General features: G+C 62.0%; 15 protein-coding genes. 10 read left to right on the forward strand and 5 right to left on the reverse strand.

Going from position 1 to position 17,504, the window contains the following annotated elements:
* Positions 1–159: 159 nt before the first annotated feature.
* Together VI340_RS17135 and fdhF are read left to right on the forward strand one after the other, a co-directional pair.
* Entirely contained in the window at positions 160–1,683 is a 1,524-nt protein-coding gene (locus VI340_RS17135; RefSeq protein WP_336358830.1) for an NADH-ubiquinone oxidoreductase-F iron-sulfur binding region domain-containing protein, read from the forward strand.
* Positions 1,680–4,991 (forward strand): formate dehydrogenase subunit alpha, encoded by a 3,312-nt coding sequence (gene fdhF, locus VI340_RS17140; protein WP_336330247.1) that lies wholly within the window; start codon positions 1,680–1,682, stop codon positions 4,989–4,991. The genes VI340_RS17135 and fdhF overlap by 4 nt, the downstream gene beginning before the upstream one ends.
* Before the next feature lie 239 nt (positions 4,992–5,230).
* On the opposite strand, the gene VI340_RS17145 is transcribed toward fdhF, so the two are convergent.
* Both VI340_RS17145 and VI340_RS17150 read right to left on the reverse strand, forming a co-directional pair.
* Positions 5,231–5,962: a creatininase family protein gene (locus VI340_RS17145; protein WP_336358831.1), complete on the reverse strand. Its 732-nt coding sequence runs from the start codon at positions 5,960–5,962 to the stop codon at positions 5,231–5,233.
* A 204-nt stretch (positions 5,963–6,166) separates the two neighbouring features.
* A complete protein-coding gene (locus VI340_RS17150; protein WP_008312220.1) occupies positions 6,167–6,415 on the reverse strand; it encodes a hypothetical protein in 249 nt (82 codons plus the stop codon).
* 798 nt (positions 6,416–7,213) lie between these two features.
* On the opposite strand from VI340_RS17150, the gene VI340_RS17155 reads away from it, so the two are divergent.
* Both VI340_RS17155 and VI340_RS17160 read left to right on the forward strand, forming a co-directional pair.
* Positions 7,214–8,515 carry a S8 family serine peptidase gene (locus VI340_RS17155; protein WP_336330245.1) on the forward strand — a complete coding sequence of 434 codons (1,302 nt, stop codon included), beginning with the start codon at positions 7,214–7,216 and terminating at the stop codon, positions 8,513–8,515.
* 63 nt (positions 8,516–8,578) lie between these two features.
* On the forward strand, positions 8,579–9,190 hold the full coding sequence (locus VI340_RS17160) for an ArsR/SmtB family transcription factor (protein ID WP_008312215.1): 612 nt from the start codon (positions 8,579–8,581) through the stop codon (positions 9,188–9,190).
* Positions 9,191–9,386: 196 nt separating this feature from the next.
* Here VI340_RS17160 and VI340_RS17165 read toward each other — a convergent pair whose 3' ends face one another.
* A complete protein-coding gene (locus tag VI340_RS17165; protein WP_336330244.1) occupies positions 9,387–10,742 on the reverse strand; it encodes a DUF7827 domain-containing protein in 1,356 nt (451 codons plus the stop codon).
* Between the two features lie 348 nt (positions 10,743–11,090).
* Here VI340_RS17165 and VI340_RS17170 point away from each other — a divergent pair, with 348 nt between their 5' ends.
* Complete coding sequence (locus tag VI340_RS17170; protein WP_008312209.1) at positions 11,091–11,369, forward strand: PRC-barrel domain-containing protein; 279 nt, start codon at positions 11,091–11,093, stop codon at positions 11,367–11,369.
* Positions 11,370–11,632: 263 nt separating this feature from the next.
* Positions 11,633–12,025, forward strand: coding sequence for a DUF5684 domain-containing protein (locus VI340_RS17175; RefSeq protein WP_336330243.1), 393 nt, complete (start codon positions 11,633–11,635; stop codon positions 12,023–12,025).
* Positions 12,026–12,677: 652 nt separating this feature from the next.
* Here the strand turns inward: VI340_RS17175 and VI340_RS17180 are convergent.
* Positions 12,678–13,553, reverse strand: a complete 876-nt coding sequence (locus tag VI340_RS17180) for a hypothetical protein (RefSeq protein ID WP_336358832.1) — start codon at positions 13,551–13,553, stop codon at positions 12,678–12,680.
* A 128-nt stretch (positions 13,554–13,681) separates the two neighbouring features.
* Between VI340_RS17180 and VI340_RS17185 the strand changes: the two genes are divergently transcribed.
* The 4 genes from VI340_RS17185 to VI340_RS17200 all read left to right on the forward strand — a co-directional run bounded on the left by VI340_RS17185 (position 13,682) and on the right by VI340_RS17200 (position 16,731).
* Positions 13,682–14,149 (forward strand): metal-dependent transcriptional regulator, encoded by a 468-nt coding sequence (locus VI340_RS17185; RefSeq protein WP_336358833.1) that lies wholly within the window; start codon positions 13,682–13,684, stop codon positions 14,147–14,149.
* A 262-nt stretch (positions 14,150–14,411) separates the two neighbouring features.
* Positions 14,412–15,476, forward strand: a complete 1,065-nt coding sequence (locus VI340_RS17190) for a DUF2249 domain-containing protein (protein WP_336358834.1) — start codon at positions 14,412–14,414, stop codon at positions 15,474–15,476.
* Positions 15,477–15,552: 76 nt separating this feature from the next.
* The gene (gene ric / locus VI340_RS17195) at positions 15,553–16,263 is read left to right on the forward strand and encodes an iron-sulfur cluster repair di-iron protein (RefSeq protein WP_336330239.1); all 711 of its coding nucleotides are present in this window, start codon (positions 15,553–15,555) and stop codon (positions 16,261–16,263) included.
* Positions 16,264–16,476: 213 nt separating this feature from the next.
* Positions 16,477–16,731: a hypothetical protein gene (locus tag VI340_RS17200; RefSeq protein WP_239642321.1), complete on the forward strand. Its 255-nt coding sequence runs from the start codon at positions 16,477–16,479 to the stop codon at positions 16,729–16,731.
* 73 nt (positions 16,732–16,804) lie between these two features.
* Here VI340_RS17200 and VI340_RS17205 read toward each other — a convergent pair whose 3' ends face one another.
* The gene (locus tag VI340_RS17205) at positions 16,805–17,395 is read right to left on the reverse strand and encodes a TetR/AcrR family transcriptional regulator (RefSeq protein ID WP_008312200.1); all 591 of its coding nucleotides are present in this window, start codon (positions 17,393–17,395) and stop codon (positions 16,805–16,807) included.
* Positions 17,396–17,504: the final 109 nt, after the last annotated feature.

Here is a 17,504-nt window from a genome sequence, read left to right on the forward strand (position 1 = left end):
TGGGGTAAGGTCCCGCTGCCTCATTGTTTCGACGGAACGACCCGGCCAGCGCTGTCCGATCAGTGTATACGCAAGTGATATGTTGTGGGGATAGATGGCTCCACTGCGACCGGGACCGCTCGGCCGGGGTTTTTAATCGTTCAGCACGACGCACAGAGTATGACACAGGAAACCACGGCCTTCGCTCATACGACCGTCGTCCGCGTGTCGACGGATGGCGGGTCACAGAGCGGGGACCGGGTCCGCTCCGCGGCACGGACAGCGGCGGACTCGGTCCCGGTCGTCAGGACGGGGCCGACGGGCATCACAGCGGCCACGCCGCTGGTAATGGTCACGAGTGGCGGACGGACAGCGTTCTACGGCGACCCGTCACCGAGGACCGTCCGTGACCTCGTCGACGAACTCGAAGCGGGGACAGTACTGACAGCCGACGCGGACGCCGTCGTCGAGCACGACCCTGAGACGGCGTCGCTTCCCGTCCCGGAGCGCGGCCCGCTCTCGGTCGGCCGACGGTCGGTGCTGGGTCCCTGTGGCTGGGTCGCCCCGCTGGACGCGGCCGACTGGTCGTTTGTCTCGACTGAGCGGACCGCCGACGTTGCGGCGGTAGCCGGGCTGCTGGGTCGGGGCCGCGGGGACGCGGCCGCCGACGAGCCAATCACCGACGTGTGGGAAACGGTCAGAGCGACCGACGGCGACCCGGTGGTCGTCTGCAACGCCAACGACGCCAGCACCCTCCCGACAGGCGACGAAACACTCCTGTCCGGAGCACCGATGGCAGTCCTCGACGGGATTGCGGCGGTCGCCAGGTACGTGGACGCCGAGGACGCTGTCATCTACATCAACGAATCACAGACGGGTTTACAGGCGCACCTCCGAGAGGCAATCGACGCGGCCGCCGACACGCTCCCCGTCGTGCCGCAACTGGTGGCCGGTCCGGACGAGTTCCGCGCCGGCGAACCCACGGCGGCGCTCGAAGCACTGGAGGGGGCTGACCGCGTCGAACCGCGGCTCCAGCCGCCTTCACCGGCCAAGCACGGCCTGTACGGTCGCCCAACAGTCATCCACACGCCGCGGACGTTCGCACAGGTCCAGCGGGCCGTCGCCGAGCCAGAAAGCATCGATGCTGACGCCGCGGACCCGGGGACGCGAATCGTAACCGTCACCGGCGACGTTCCGGACCCGGCGACGGTCGAACTCGGATCGAGCGGCAGCCTCACGGCGGCCCGCGAGGCGGTCGAGATGGACGGCTCGTGCAAGATGGCCTGTGTCGGCGGCGTCCTCGGTGGCATCACTCGAAACCTCGACATGGCACCGACCGCCCAGTCGCTTCGAGCCGCTGGCCTCGGGACCGACGGCGTCGTCGAACTGTTCGACACCGACCGCTGTGCCGTCGAGACGGTCGGGAAACGGGCCCGGTTCGCGTCGATGGAAAACAGCGGCCGGTGTGTCCCCGGTCGTGAGGGGACAAAACAGCTCGCTGAACTCCTTCGCGACATCTACCAGGGTTCGTTCGAGAGCGACAAGATACGCGAACTGGGCCGTGTGATGCGCCAGTCCAGCAACTGCCAGATCGGTGCGCACGCGCCGCGGCCGGTGACCACCGCCATCGACGAGTTCGAGCCGGAGTTCCGCGCCCACACGGACGGCCACTGTCCCAGCGGCACCTGCACGGAGAAACTATGAGCACAGACAAATCGATTCCACGAGTTCCAGACCTACACGACCCACAGCCCGAGACAGCAGTCACCCGCGAGTTCGAGACCGGAACTGCCAACGACCCCGACGTGGGGACCGACACGGACGACCCGACGACGCTCACCGTCGACGGCCACTCCGTCACCGTCGGTCCGGGGTCGACCATCATCGACGCCCTACAGGACCTCGATGACGACGTCGTCAGCGTCGACCCCGGCGCGGACGGCGTCGAAGACGACGCCGACGTGCCGGCGCTGTGTTACTACGACCGCGGTGGGGACTGCAGCGACGAGATCGGCCCGCGCAGCGAGTGTCGCACCTGCATGGTCGAGACGGCTGAACACGGCCTCGTCCCGTCGTGTTCGTTCCCCGCCGAAGACGGCCTCACCGTCTCGACGGGCTCCCCCGACGCCGAGGAGGCCCGTAGCGTTAATCTCGACCTCGTGCTCTCGAACCACAATCTCCGGTGTACCACCTGCAACGGGAACGGCCGCTGTGAGTTGCAAGACGCCGCTATCAGCGAAGACGTCGACCACCCCCGCTACGGCGTCTTCGACGAGCGCGACCAGTACGAACCCATCGACGACACCTCCTCGTTCATCCAGATAGACCGCAACAAGTGCATCCTCTGTAACCGCTGTGTCGACGCCTGCAACGACGTTCAGGTCGAGGGTGTCCTCCGTATCGAGGGCCACGGCGAGGACACCCGTATCGGCTTCCAGTCCGACGCCGAAACCATGCACGACTCGGAGTGTGTCTCGTGTGGCCACTGCGCGACAGTGTGCCCCACCGGCTCGCTGACAGAGAAGGGGATCGGCGGTGCGGCGACGCTTCCGCTTCCGGGCTTTACCCAACGGAACTCAATCGGGAAAGTCATCGAGCACGAGGACGTCGAGACCATCGACGACACCACCGCTCCGAACCGCGGGTTCGAGCCCGGCGACCCGAGAGCGCCGAAGGGGAAGAAGGGCCTGGCCAAGTTCGCGTCTGCGGCGAAACGGCGGGCCGGTGACATCGCCAAGGACTACGGCAAGAAAGCGTTCCTCGCCGGCGAACACACCGCCGAGAGTATCGCAGCGAACACGATGCCCGAGGGCCGGCTGTTCGACATCGCCAGCGTGGTCAGCGACTACCGCCTCTCGAAAATCGACAAGCAGGAGACGACCTGCGGGTTCTGTGCCGTCGGCTGTCGCTTCGAGATGTGGGGCAAGGACGGCGACTCACTCGGCGTCGTCCCGGTCGATGACCCCGACGACGCGCCCGCGAACAACTTCTCGACCTGCGTCAAGGGGAAGTTCGGCCACGAGTTCGCCAACAGCAAACAGCGGGTCACCGAGCCGCTCATCCGCAACGACGACGGCGAACTCGAACCAACGAGTTGGGACGAGGCGCTCGATTATGTGGCCGAGCGCTTCTCCGAGATTCAGGACCAGCACGGCATCGACTCGCTGGGCTGTCTCGCTTCCTCGAAGGGCAGCAACGAGGAAGCGTACCTCGTCCAGAAGTTCGCCCGGCAGGTGCTGGGCACGAAGAACATCGACAACTGCGCCCGGCTATGCCACTCCTCGACGGTCGCAGCGCTCCAGCAAACGCTTGGCTACGGCGCGATGACCAACCGTATCAACGAGGACATCGGCGAGGCTGACGCCTACCTCATCAGCGGTTCCAACACCACGGAGTCACATCCGGTGCTCGCCACTCGCATCAAGCAGAACGTCCGGGAAGGGGCCGACCTCGTCGTGTTCGACCCGCGGAAAATCGGCATCGCCGAACACGCCGACCAGTACACTCGCACGAACCCCGGCTACGACGTGGCCTGGCTCAACGGCCTGATGCGGTACATCATCGAACACGACCTCCACGACGAGGAGTTCATCGAGCGCAACACGAAGAACTTCGAGGAAGTCAAGGAGAAAGTCCAGGCGTTCACGCCCGAAAAAGTCGAGGAACTGGCGGGCGTGTCACCCGAGGAACTCGCCTCGGCGGCCGAGACACTCGCCGACGCCGACAGCGTCGTCTTCGGCTGGGCGATGGGGATGACCCAACAGAGCCACGGCACGGAGAACCTCATCGCGATGGCCGACCTCGCGCTCGTCCTCGGGCAGGTCGGCAAGCCGGGAGCCGGCCTCTCGCCGTTCCGCGGCCAGAACAACGTTCAGGGCGGCGGTGGCGACATGGGGACCCTTCCGGGGAGTCTCCCGGGCTATCAGAACCCAGCCGACGACGAGGTCGGCGAGAAGTTCGCCGACGCGTGGGGCGAGCGCCCGCCCAAGGAGCCCGGACTCAAAGTACCAGAGATGCTCGCCGAGGCCCACGCAGGGAACCTCCGCGGCATGTACGTCGTCGGCGAGAACCCGGCGCTCTCAGAGCCCGACATCCAGCACGCCGCCGAGGCCCTGGAAGACCTGGAGTTCCTCGTCGTCCAGGACATCTTCATGACCGAAACGGCGGACTACGCCGACGTGGTGCTGCCGGCGGCCACCTCGCCGGAGAAACACGGTACGTTCACCAACACCGAGCGACGCATCCAGCGGGTCCGCCCCACGTCCGAGCCGCCGGGCAAGGCCCGCCAGGACTGGGAAATCACGCAGGCGCTGGCCCGTCGGCTGGGCTACGACTGGGACTACGACCACCCGCGGGAGGTCATGGACGAAATCAACTCGCTCGCGCCCATCTACGGCGGCGTCACGTACGACCGGCTCGAATCGGGCGAGGAACACGGCCTGCAGTGGCCCTGCTGGGACGAGGGCCACGAGGGCACGCCGTATCTCTATGATTACGAGGACGGCAATTTCAATTTCGAGGACGGCAAAGCCCGCTTCGTTCCGGCCGACGGCGGCCATCCCGGCGAGATTCCCGACGAGGAGTACCCGCTCACGCTCACGTCCGGGCGCGTGCTGTATCACTGGCACACGGGCCAGATCACCCGCCGCGTCGAGGGGCTGATGAGCCACGTCGGCGAGAGCTTCGTCGAGGTGCATCCCGAGACGGCCGAGAAACTCGGCATCAGTGACGGCGAGTACGTCCGCGTCGAGTCCCGCCGGGGCGACATCGTCGTCAAGGCGCAGGTGACCGAGCGCGTCGGCCCGGGGACGCTGTTCATCCCGATGCACTTCGCAGCTGGCGCGGTCAACAAGCTCACCGGCGAGACGTTCGACCCGACCGCCGGCATCCCCGAGTACAAAGTGTCGAGCGTCCGCGTGGAGGTGCTGGGTCCGGAAACGGACGAAGCGGTGCTTCGGACGCCAGACGCCGGCGGGAAACAGATCCGGAAGCGAGGGGCAGGCGACGACTGAACCGGGGCATCCACTTCCGGCCAATACGCGGGAACGTCAATGGTGCCGGACAAATTCTGACCGCTATCACACATATGGCTATATTTAAGTCTGATTTAGTTCCAAACGTCAGTTCTGCGTATTTCCTTCTCCATACTAAACCGATTGACGCACACTTGTCCGACAGATAGATTTGAAATGTCCAGATATATTCACAGTTAGTCTATCCACGCCTGCGCTACCGATGTCGCTGTCAGTCCTCACTCACGCGGTCCGGCCGGTCGGTCCGCGATCTCATCGAGGAGGTCGACGAGAGAATCGGTCGCCAACTCCAGCAGCGTCTCCCCGCGTTCGGCGCTCCCCTCGCGCGGGTCACCGACGACGCCGTTTTCGGTGAACTCGTCTGCATCGAACGCGAGGTTGACGCCGCTTTGCCACTCCCCCCAGCCGTCGCTACCACCGGCCGCCGCCTCGTCCAGTCGGTCCTCGTGGACTGTTTCGGTATTCGTGTGCTGGAGGAGTGAGGTTTCCAGCGGCCCACCGTGGCCCATATCGGTGCTGTGGTCGCCGACCGCGTTGAACCATGTGAACGGGACGGCGAAGGCCTCGTCGTGGCGGGTTATCGTGCCGGACACTTCCCGCAACGCGTCGATGTTGCCGCCGTGGCCGTTGACCAGCACCACATGGTCCCAGCCGTGGCTCGCGAGGCTCCGGACGATGTCCCGGACGTACGACCGAAACGTCGACTCGGAGGTCCACAGCGTGCCGGTGAACGCCCGATGCTCCTCGGCGACGCCGACAGGGACTGCCGGAGCGACAACGACGGGGTCGTCGTACCGCTCGGCACCGCGTTCGGCGACCGCCTCGGCGTCGAGCGTGTCCGTCCCGAGCGGCGCGTGTGGCCCGTGTTGCTCCGTGCTCCCGACGGGAAGCAGCGCCAGGCTCGTCTCGACAGCCGCCATATCAGTCCAGGTTTCCGTCTGTAGATCCATGGTCACGTCTCTGTACGAAGCGGAAATAAAGCCCAGTCTCTCTCCGCCTGTTACGGTTGGTTGCCATCTACACAAAATGGAACACGTACGGCCCGGACCACACCTCAACTGCGGAGCGACTGCTCATACTGCCGGCTGTACCTATTTCAAGAGATTCGCCACCCCGAGGTGGTGAGATTCTTCACAGACGTACAGCCGGCAGTATCAGTCCCCGGTCGAGGCAGGGTTGTTCCGCCGTGACCAGATCAGCGGTGTCCCGGCAGGTTCTACCACGCGAGCAGTCAGGTAGACAAGCGAGACGATGGCGGCATACTCGATCACACTGGCGACCAAATGTAGCTCGGACGGGATGTTCATCGATACGACGACCGGCGGCTGATTCATCGATGCATGGAACAGGGCGACGAGCCAGAGGTTGTACAGTCCCCAGAACGCGATGACCACCCCGATCACGGGAATCAGTGTGCGAACAGGCGGGAGCAGAGAGCGCGGTGAGACGGTCTCAATTCTGAGCGCACCAACCGTGAGTGCGACGAGGAAGACACCTCAGAGCATTCCCAAGACGGACGGCGGCGATACGCCGGGGGAGATGATCACCAGTCCGGAGAGGACGACAATTACCAGGAGGTACGTTACAACGAGAACCAACGGCCCCACCTGAATCTCGGCAGGCCAATATCAGGGCGCAACATCCAGTCGGAATCCGATGGGCGACCCAAAATTGTCTTCCATCTCGCAGTCCGGTGCAAATCCGTCGACGGCGAGTACCAAGGTGCGTGGGTTGTCTACAACCCACAGCTCTCGACGTTTAAAACCAGTTTTTAGTCTCTGGTAGCTTTAGTATGCTCCCGACCGACGGGTCAAACGCCGGCGACCGCCTGAGACGGTTCCCGGCTGCCAGCGCCCTCCCCGTATGCCGCCGGTTTCCACGAATCGGAATCCATCCCAGTCCGGGTGTCCACACGGCAACGGGCACACCCCGCCCCCCGTTGTCGACTGCTCAATTAACAGTGCGTTGGCACTACAGTTGAGACCCACACCACAGACCGAAAGTAACCATGAAACGACGTGTATGCCGGTTATACTGTTGCTATGTGAATGTACGCGCGTCGGTTTTTACAGGCGACGTGTTCTACGATATGTATCACCGAGTGGCCGGACATCTCGGTACGGCACTCGATTCCCGGGCAGTGTTCGCTGAGAGGCCGGCGCCCCACATTCCGACGGGCGTATCGCGGCAGGTGGTCAGCAGTGCGTGATCGGACTGTTCTGCTACTGGCCGTCGTCGCAATCGTATCACTCACTGGTAGCATCGCAATGCTCGCAGTGGCAGGGCCAACAGACCCCCGTCCGGATAGGGCCGATGCCGCATCAGTATCGGTGTCGGACGGAGCAGCCGGCCGGTTCGCACGTCTCCACACGGCCGGGGTCACAGGTTCGAACGTCTCGGTCGGCATCGTCGATCCGACCGGATTCGACACGGAGTCGGAACCGATTGCCGGACAGGTCACCGAAACACGGAGCTTCGGCGGTGGGTCCGTAGACGACACACGGGAGGCACACGGAACCGCGACGGCCGCCGTCGTGTCGCGGACCGCACCGGACGCCGACCTCTATCTCGCCCGGGTCGATAGCGTCGACAGTTACCGACAGGCAGTCAACTGGCTCGTTCAAGCGGACGTCGACGTGATTGTCGCACCCGTTTCGTTCTACGGGCAGCCAGGCGATGGAACCGGACCGGTCGCCCGGAGTGCGACGCGAGCGACGGAGAGTGGGTCAGTGTTCATCGCCCCAGCCGGTAATCTCGCGCAGTCCCACTGGTCGGGGCAGTACACGTCCGAGGCCGTCCAGAATCGGACAGTCGCGTTTACCAACGGGAGTCGGGAGAATTACGTTCGAGGCGGGACCGAAATCACGGTCTGGCTCTCGTGGGACCGAGGCCACGCAGACGAGGAGTACACAGTCGAACTGTATCGGACGAACGGAACCGACTCCCGTCTCGTCGCCCGCTCACAGCCCTACCGCGGTGACGATGTACCAAACGAGCGTATCGTTGCCGACGTCAGACCCGGCGACTACTATCTCGTCGTTCGAGGGCCAGCATCGCCGACTGGCGCGCGGCTCCGGCTCGTGTCACCGACGCACGACCTCCAGCACACGACGACTCGGAACAGCATTGTGGCTCCGGGCACGGCCCGGAAAGCCGTCACTGTCGGGGCGTACAACAGCCGTATCGACCAGCTCGAACCGTTCAGTTCACGAGGCCCGACAGTCGATAGCCGAGTCGGCGTCGACGTCGTGGCCCCGGATAGACAGTTCGCCGCCGCAGCACCTGACGGCTTCGTCGGCTCTTCGGCCGCAGTCCCCTACGTCGGTGGCACCGCAGCCTTGCTACTGGACGCAAACGGGTCGCTGTCCCCCCGCGAAACCGAACACCTGCTGGAACAGACCACGAGAGACGTGGGACGACCGGGACTCGACAACGGAACCGGCCACGGGGCGGTCGAGCCAGTCCGCGCGGTGCGGGCAGCACAGAACCGTACTGATGGTTAAAACTCGTTTTAACCCAGCCACAGACCTTTGGGGAGTGCCGTATCATATATCCGACAGTGACCCATGTCGAGCCCTATCGAAACGTTACAGGAGCGGACCGGGACAGCAGACGAATCACCGCGGGTACTCGGTGTTGCGGAGAACGAAACCGACGACGTCCTCGACGCGCTCGCATCGGACACCAGCCGGTCGCTGTTCCGCACGCTGTACGACAAGCCTGGAACGCCGTCCGAGATAGCGGACCGGTGTGACACGTCGGTCCAGAACGTCCACTACCACGTCTCGAATCTCGAAGACGCAGAGCTCATCGAACCGGTCGAGACGGTCTACTCCTCGAAGGGCAACGAGATGACCGTGTACGGTCCCGCAAGCGATCCGATTGTGCTCGTCGGCGACCGCGACCTGGAGCCGCGTCTCCAGCAGTCGATGGCTGATGTCGTCACTGGGCTGGGACTCATCGGCTTCGCGAGCCTCTTCGTCCAGTGGGGCGCGGAGAAACTGGCGGACTCAGCCGGGAGTAGTGGCGTTCTAGCCCCAGCAAGTCCGCAGGCAGGACCGGTCAGTGGAACCAGCACACTCGCGTGGTTCGTTTTCGAAGTCGTCGAGCCGGGGGTGCTGTTTTTCTGTCTCTGTCTCACCGTTCTCGGTATGGCTGCGCTGCTGACTGAGGACTGACGTTGCACAGACTATGCTCCGAGAACGAGACGGCCGTTGTAGACGGTCAGCGCGCAGGGCCGAATAGCTCACCGAGCCAGCTCCCGGCGTTGTAGTTGTAATTATATCGGTGGGAGCGGGTGTCTGACCAGAAAAGCCGCCTCGAACAGTCCAGACGTGGTTTCAAAAAACGGACGGTTAGATGCCCGTCACAGCGTCAGTTCATGATAGACCGCAAGCATATCCCCACGCCGGCAATGGCGAGGATTGCGCCGACGGCGAGAGCGCCAGTACCGATTCCCAAGCCAGCGTCCTGTGACTGCCCTGGGGCCGGCGTTTCGCCTGTAACTGAATCGACGCCATCGGACGACGCGTCCGCAGTGGAGTTGGTGCCATCAGTGATCAGTAGTGTGCCGACCGCATCGGGTTCGTCGGCCGCCTCGGTCCCGCGAAACAGCGACAATTCATAGCTCGCCGCGGCGAGTTGCGAATCGAGGGCAACCTCCGAACCGGACTCGACTGCGACGGCGTCGGCGTCCGCCGCGGTTTCGAGGGTGGGTTCGTCGTGGCCGGCCGCCGTGGTGTCGAACAGGAGCACGACACGATCATCGCCGTTCCCGTCGCGGACGGTCGCATTGATCTCGTAGTTGGTGGCCGGGCTCCCGATAGAGACAGTGGCCGCGTCAGCGGTTGCGAGGACGATTGGAATCCGACCAGTGTCGCCCTGTTGAGCCCGGGTCACCGACTCCTCGAAGCCGAATTCGGCAGTCTCCTCGACCTCGAACTCCTCGTTTGCCGTCTCGTTTGCTTCGATGACGAGCGTCCCGACAGTCGGCGAATCGTCGGTCGTGCCGTCGAACACGCGGTAGGTGTACGCGGCGGGGGCAAGCGTCGACGGGAGTTCCGGCTCTGTCGCAGTCACGGTGAGCGAGTCGCCGTCGTCCGCGACACTGAGGGTCTCCGCGTCGGTGCCGGCAGCCGCGGTGTCGAAGAGGACCAGCACCTCACCGTCATCGTCGTCGTCGCTGACAGTCGCGTTGATCTGATAATTGACTGCCTCGCTGCCGACGGAGAGCGTTTTGTTCCCGCCATCAGTCATCGAGACCGGAATTTCAGCGGTTTCTCCCTGAGAGACCGTGACGACGTTTTCGTCCTCGTCAGTCTCTGTCGGAGTCTGGATATCCGGTACCGGGTCAGTACAGTTGCTGTCGCACTCAGCGACGGTTCCAGTACGTTCAAACAGCGTGTCACCGTCGACGTGAGCGGACAGTTCGTAGGACGTGTTCGCCGGCACCCCAGACATGTCGAACTGGGCGACGAACGTCCCGTTGGGCTGCACGCTGACCTGTCTTTGCTGAAGGAATGGGTTCGACGCATCAGCTGACTGGATTCTGACCGTCATCTCAGTCCCGGATTCCAGCGTGGTCTCTCCGGTGATCACCTGCTGTTCGTCTGAGTGCAGTGGAAGACTGTCCTCTGAGACCGTGGCCTGTTGCTCAGCAGCGGCCAGCCCCGGAGCCGTCGCCGTTGCGGCGATAAGCACCGCGGCCAGCGCCACCGACCGAACCCTCACAGAACCACCTCCCGCAGAGCAGGCAACTGTGCATGTATTCGAGGGCGATGCTGCAGACAGTACCGGTTTGCAGGTGGAGGGCAATTCGCTTGCATACGACTGGCAGTTGCAGTGGGACTGAAAAACCGTCTGCGATAGCTTAAAACCACGTTGAACTCGGCAGTACTAATCAGCTTGGAGAGCCGGCGAAGCCGCTCTGCTGCAAACGGTCATCTCTGTTATGCCGTTTCGGCGTCGACGATGTTCATGCCATCAACATATGCAGTCGTTTTGCAGTAAGAGACGACAGGGCGTGGGAAGTTGGGAGAGATCAGTATTTTTATGGTAATTTCGGGATGAGTGACTAGTATGCGAACGGTCCTCGCAAACCAGCTCTCCAACGTCCGGGTCGTGAGTACTGATGGCCGCGAAGTCGGCACACTGCAAAACATTACGCTCGATACAGCTACGGGGGAACTTCAGACGATTGTCATCAACAGCGAGGTGCAGGAGATATTCGGCGTTGAGCGGGATTCCGACGGCGACATTCGATTGCCGGCGTCCCTCATCGAATCGAAGCGGGACCATCTGACCATTCAGCCGCCGACAGAACAAAGTGTCGCCGGCGGCGATACGGTGGACTCGTAGGCGACCCGTCGGCTGTTCAAACGGGCCGAAACGAATGTGGTTGGTAGTTGAGTGTATTCGATTGTCGCTGGCTGATGGGGACGAGCGGCGACGGGGTTACAAAGTGCATTTTGCGAGTTTAGAACGCTGTGCCGTAGTTCAGAAAGACACCGATGACCGATGGGTATTTTCACCAGTTCAAGTGTATATCTGTAACACCAGAGTGCAGTAGTGTCATGACACAGATTCATTGTTTTTTTGAATACCTATGGACTAGTGCCGGTATGGTCCCGCTTGAAGTGTTAGCCGCCCCCCTCCAGAACAGCGGCGGTGGTAATATCGTACTGCTCTTGTTCAATCTGTTGATTGCTGGTATCCAGATTGCCGGGATGTGGATGGTATTCGAGAAGGCCGATCACGCAGGCTGGAAGGCAATTGTTCCGATATACGACCTCTACATCATGCTCAAGATCGGCGAGAATGCGTGGTGGTGGTTAGTGCTGTTGCTGGTCCCGTTCGTGAACATCTACGCGTGGTACAAGATTCACGCTGGAGTGGCCAGAGCATTCGGGAGAGGCATCGGTTTCGGGCTCGGGCTCGCGTTTCTGGGGATACTCTTCTTCCCACTGCTGGGCTTTGGCGATTACCAATACCGCCAGTCCGGTAGGCTTGCCTGAGATCTGCCGGCGCGGCCACAGGGCAGAATACTATCGCTTGAGCGTCAGGTATCGAACGGTAGCAGAGCGGGTAGTCCGAGGGGCGTTCCGGATGGTAATCGCTCGTGACGGCGAACTACTGTGTGTCCCCGGCAGCGTCTCTCGACAGTTCCTGTAATATATGTGTGAATACTGGCGAATAAATCCGAGTAGCATCCGAGACAAAAGAAAACATGGCTGTGAGAGACTGGCACATCCATCGTCGTCCCGGAAAAGACGCTTGACTGTACGATTATCCGGTCTCAATCGGTGGGGGCTGAATGATCATCAAAACGAGGAGCCCAAGCAGCCACAGCTAATTCGGTAGCGGTCTGTCAACGCAGACACGAACAGGTTCGGACGAATGCTCTTTTTCACAAATAGCTGAAAAGGTCTATGGAAGTACTATCGCCTGCACAGAACTATCCCGGCGTTGTCCTCGGTGTCCTCTGTGCTGGTGTCGGAGCCGTGTTGCAAGGCGTCGAAAGTAGCGTTCTATGGGGCCTTATCGGGTACTTTGTGGGCAAATCGATACAGAGTACGCTCTGGACTATTACCGGCGAACGGACCTCGTGACCCGAAGACAGTCGGTGCGAGATGCCGACTCGGCCGTGGTGGCGGTCCGTAAAGCCGACTACCCGTTTCGCTTGCAGCTGGCGGCAACCATTGCGGTCAAGACGGCGAGGACGAGCAGTTTGACGGCAACGAGGTGCCCGACCGGGGAAGCGAGTAGCGCTGGAGCGGACAGCCCGATGAGCCCGGCAGTCTGGTAAACGCCGGTCACGAACACGACCGGAAGAACGACGGGGAGGTGGCGGCGGAACGCGTGTGCCTGTGGTTTCAGCGCCTCGCCAGCGTCGGGTCGGGACCGTACTGTCGGCAAGACGACGAAGTTGTGCCAGATCGCGCCGCCGAGCCACAGCGAGAACGCGCCGACGTGAGCAAGCCGGACCCCCCAGTCCACGAGTGTCGTCCCCGTTTCCACCCAAGCGAATCCAGCAAGCGAAACGAGGCTGGCGAGGAGCAGCGTGGACCGAACCGACACCGCCCGGCGAGTCGGCGAGCCGTCAGCAATACGTCTGATACCGACCCAGAGAACCGGGGCAGAGATGACGCCGAGACCGAGAGCCACACGGCCGGTTCCGAACTGGCCATCGCGGACACCGAGGCCGAGATGGACAGTCCCGGAGAGGACGAATCCGACGACAGCGAGTGTTTCGATCCGTTGCCACCGGTGCGTGACGGTCCGGTACGTGTCGTCATCGGCGAACTCGGACCGGTCGAAGAGAGCGAGTCGCCAGTAGGTCCCACCGACAAGAACACCGAGCGTCGCGAGGGTAACCCACCTGATACCCCGAACCAGCACCGGGGCAGCCAGATTTGCGACCCAGATGCCAGCCAGCGACCCGGTCAGTAACAGCGCCAGAACGAGCCGCGGCTTGAGTACCTGTACCGGAACGGTGCGGCCGAGCAACGAGATTGCCCTGTTTTCACCTTCTCCCGTACCCATAAGCTAATCAGTTTTAGGTACACCTAATCAAAACCCTGGGGCCGGAGATGTTCGGTCGATTTCGTACCCGAGACAGAGCGAAGGGGTTCGGGACTACACTTTCCGCAATAGCTGAGAGACCAAGAGATATGTCCTCAGAATCACAAACAGGGTCCGCTTCGTCGCTCACGCCGTCGGTTTCCGATATCGAGCGGAGCGCAGGCCGATATCTCTTCGCCGTCTCTGTCCTCTCGGAATCTCCCACGGAGCGGGTTTCAACCGGGGAACTGCAGGAGTTCTTGAACGTGACCCCGGCCAGCGTCACGGAGATGGTGTCGAAACTCGACGAGCGGGGACTGGTGGACTACGAAAAATATCAGGGAGTGACGCTCACGGATCGCGGGGACGCTCTCGCGACGGAGGTTGGGTGGCGTTTCTGCGTCGTTTCCACCTTCTTCCAATCGGTGTTAGATACGACCCTCGGCGATCAGACGGCGTTCGATATCGGCTTCCTCCTCCCGAAAAACGGTGTGTTTCGTCTCCGAAGCCAGGTGGATGGAGCGTGTCTGGGCCTCTGTCCAGAGGGAGACGGCGACGGCGAGCAGTGCGTTCCATAGACGGGGAGTGGTGTCAGCACCCGCTATCGAATCTCTCGCCGGTTCGGAACCGCCCGTTCCACGTCGTCAAACAAGTCAGCGGAAGACCGTGACGGCGAACGTATTAGCGAGCGGATCCGCGGCCCGTTCTCAGTCTCGAACCGGGTACGACAGTGACAGGATACCCGACAGGTTGCCGTCCAATCGGTAGAGGGATCGGAATGCTGCCGAACCCCTTCGGGACAGGTGACATCAGTCCACTCGTGTACCATCCAGTATAGAGATGCCAAGAGAGATTCAGTTGCGAGACCAGTCGGAAGGACAACGCCGGGAACAGCTCTTCGACGTACTGTCGGGAGCCGAGGTCGGTGATACCATCGAAGTCGTGGCCGACAAGGATATCGACCCCCAGCTGGTGCGCTACCAGCTGGGACAGGACCGGTCGCTGGAGTGGGAATACGCACATCCCGACGCAGAGCCGCGAGAGCTGCAGGTGACCGTCGGCGAGCCGCTCGGGGACGAGTCGCTCCCCACAATCGACGTCCGTGACCTGAAGCCACAACGGCGACACGAGGCGCTTCTGGATATCTTCGATGGTCTGGCGGCGGGTGACGGGTTCGTCCTCGTCAACGACCACGATCCCAAGCCGCTGTACCACGAGCTCAAATCGATGCATGGGGACGTAATCGAGTGGGACTACGCGAGTCAGGGCGGGGGCGAATGGCGGGTCGAGATCGTCAAGACCGGCGATTCCGAGGCCACCGATGAAGACATCGTTACGCGGTACGACGTCCGCGAAATCCCCAAACAGGAGCGGCATCCGACGATCCATCACCGATACGGAATGATACCCGAGGGCGGGACGATGGAACTCATCGCCCCACACGAGCCGCGGCCCCTGCAACGGGAGTTCAGACAGCAGTACGGCGACGCGTTCGCCTGGGAGGTCGTCGAATCTGAGCCCGGCCGCTGTCGCGTCCAGATCACGAAAACTGAGAGTACGGGGGAGTCCGGTGAATCGGATACCGCTGCCGATGACGTTTCGGCAGCCCCATCTGACGACGAGTCAGTCGAGATTACCGACGAACTCGATGTCAGAGCTCTCCCGCCGGCACAGCGACACGAGCAGATCTTCGAGGCGTACGCCGAACTGGACACCGGGAGCGGGTTCGTGCTGGTGAACGACCACGACCCCAAGCCGCTGTACCACCAGTTCGAGGCCGAGGCGGGCCCGGAGTTCCGCTGGACCTACCGCCAGCAGGACCCCGGTGAGTTCAGAGTCCTGATCGGAAAGGCCGAGCCGACCGTCGACGAGTCAGCCGACGAAGAGACGGAGGTCCCGTTCTGACCATGGACTACCGACCCAAACTTCGAGAGCGGGGGAACAGAGCGCTCCCTACAACGAACGCAAGTAACAGCTACCAATGACTGAACCAATCGATCCGGACCGACCGCTCGGCGCACTCGTCAGAGAGAACCCGGCGTTCGCTCGTGTCTTCGAAGCAGTCGGGCTTGATTTCTGCTGTGGCGGTGACCAGATGCTCCGGACAGCCTGTACCGAAGCGGACCTCGATCTCGATGCCGTCCGGGAGCAACTGGACGAGGCGCGCCGACAAAGCGAAAACGGCGAGGACGAATGGGACTCGATGACTACACTCATCGAACACGTCGTCGACACCCATCACCAGTACCTCCGCGAGGAGCTGCCCGCGCTAAAGCAGCTCGCTGAGAAAGTTCGGAGCGTCCACGCGGAAGAGCACCCAGAGCTGGCGGACATCGAGCGGGAAGTCCTCGAACTGGCTGAAGAGATGCATCAGCACACGACAGATGAGGAACAGGACGTGTTCCCCGTCATCGAGAAGCTCGACAGCGGAGACAAACTCACAGGCGAGGAAAGAGCGCGTCTGGACGAGGCGCTCGCGGACCTCGAATCGGACCACGAAGCGACGGCCGAGCACCTCGAACGGATTGCGGAGCTGAGCGACGGGTACGCAGTTCCGGACGACGCCTGTCCGAGCTATGAGAGTCTGCTCGAACGACTCGAAACACTGGAGCAGGACACACATATGCACGTCCACAAGGAGAACAACGTCCTGTTCCCGCAGGTGGAATCACGGCTCGCGGGCCAAGTCTGACGGTCAAAAGGCCGATTGACAGCCTTTACAGTACTGCTCCTCTCCACCCAAGATTTGTCAACCAATATTTTTGAGGTGTCGAACACGTTCGTGCAAATCATTTTCCTGTATCTGGTCGCAGTCGGGCTTGAATGTGTTTAGGTAAGCCTAAAACTAGAGGCCAGACACAGCCCAGAACCCTCCCTCAGCCGTCACATAGGAGGTGCAGTGTTCGTGATACGTGACCATATTCGGCAGTTCCGTCACGTCATCGACGAACAGTCGCTGTCTATACGAGGCGTGATAACACTCGGAGCGTTGCTCTCGCTCCCGATATTCGGAACTGGTGTCCGCACCCTGGGAAGTTCCCTCGGCCTCGGTCGACTCGTCGTCCCGTTGCTAGTCCTCGCGCATGTGCCGGCCGTTATCGCACTGATCGCCCTCTGGTCGATAGGCTGTGACGTCTGTGGACCCGAGGCTTCGAGCTAACGATAGCCGGTGTCGTCAGGACCCTGTGATGCAGATACACGGCGGCTGAGCGGTGGCGGTATAAGGTGGCTGGTTACCGTAACATCGCGTCGGCGTACTCACTCGCCGTCTGTCGGGCTGTTTCGAGTTCCTCGGTGTCGTCCAGCATCACGGCGCGAGTCCGGGCACCGTCGATGATCGTCAGCAGCGAACGGGTAACGTGATCCGCGTCGACGTCGCTGAACACACCCTCGTCGATCCCGTGATTGATGACCGCCTTGAGCATGTACCGAATGTACTCGTCGTTCTGTCGGAACCGGTCGCTGAACGCCTCCTTGTACGGTGCTTGACTCCGCATCTCTAACAGGGCGACCGAGAGATCGGGGTTTTCCTGGGGTTTGACGAGCAGTTCATCGAGCAAGATTTCCAGTCTGGCTTCGGGGTCCGTCGTCTCGACGTCGTGAATCGAATCGACGAACCGCTCCAGCAGATAATCGAGAAAGGCCGCAAGAAGGTCGTCTTTCGTGTCGTAGTAGTAATGCACTGCAGCCGTCGATTTACCGTACTCGTCCGCGATCCGTTTTATCGTGAGGTCGGCGTACCCGTGCTCGCGTAGCGCCCGGTAGGTCGCCTGCATTATCTCCTCGGTCTGGTCCGAGAAGGTGCGGTCCGATGGTCCAGCCATTGTGTACCGGTTTCACCCACGGTTGGATAACCGTTGTGACCCACCTACTATTGTGCAGTTGAATTATCGGTTAGTTAGTTCTCTGAGTGTTGAACGGTCTAAATTATCG

Source organism: Haloarcula sp. CGMCC 1.6347 (genome assembly GCF_037078395.1).
In the GTDB taxonomy this organism is placed as follows: domain Archaea; phylum Halobacteriota; class Halobacteria; order Halobacteriales; family Haloarculaceae; genus Haloarcula; species Haloarcula amylolytica.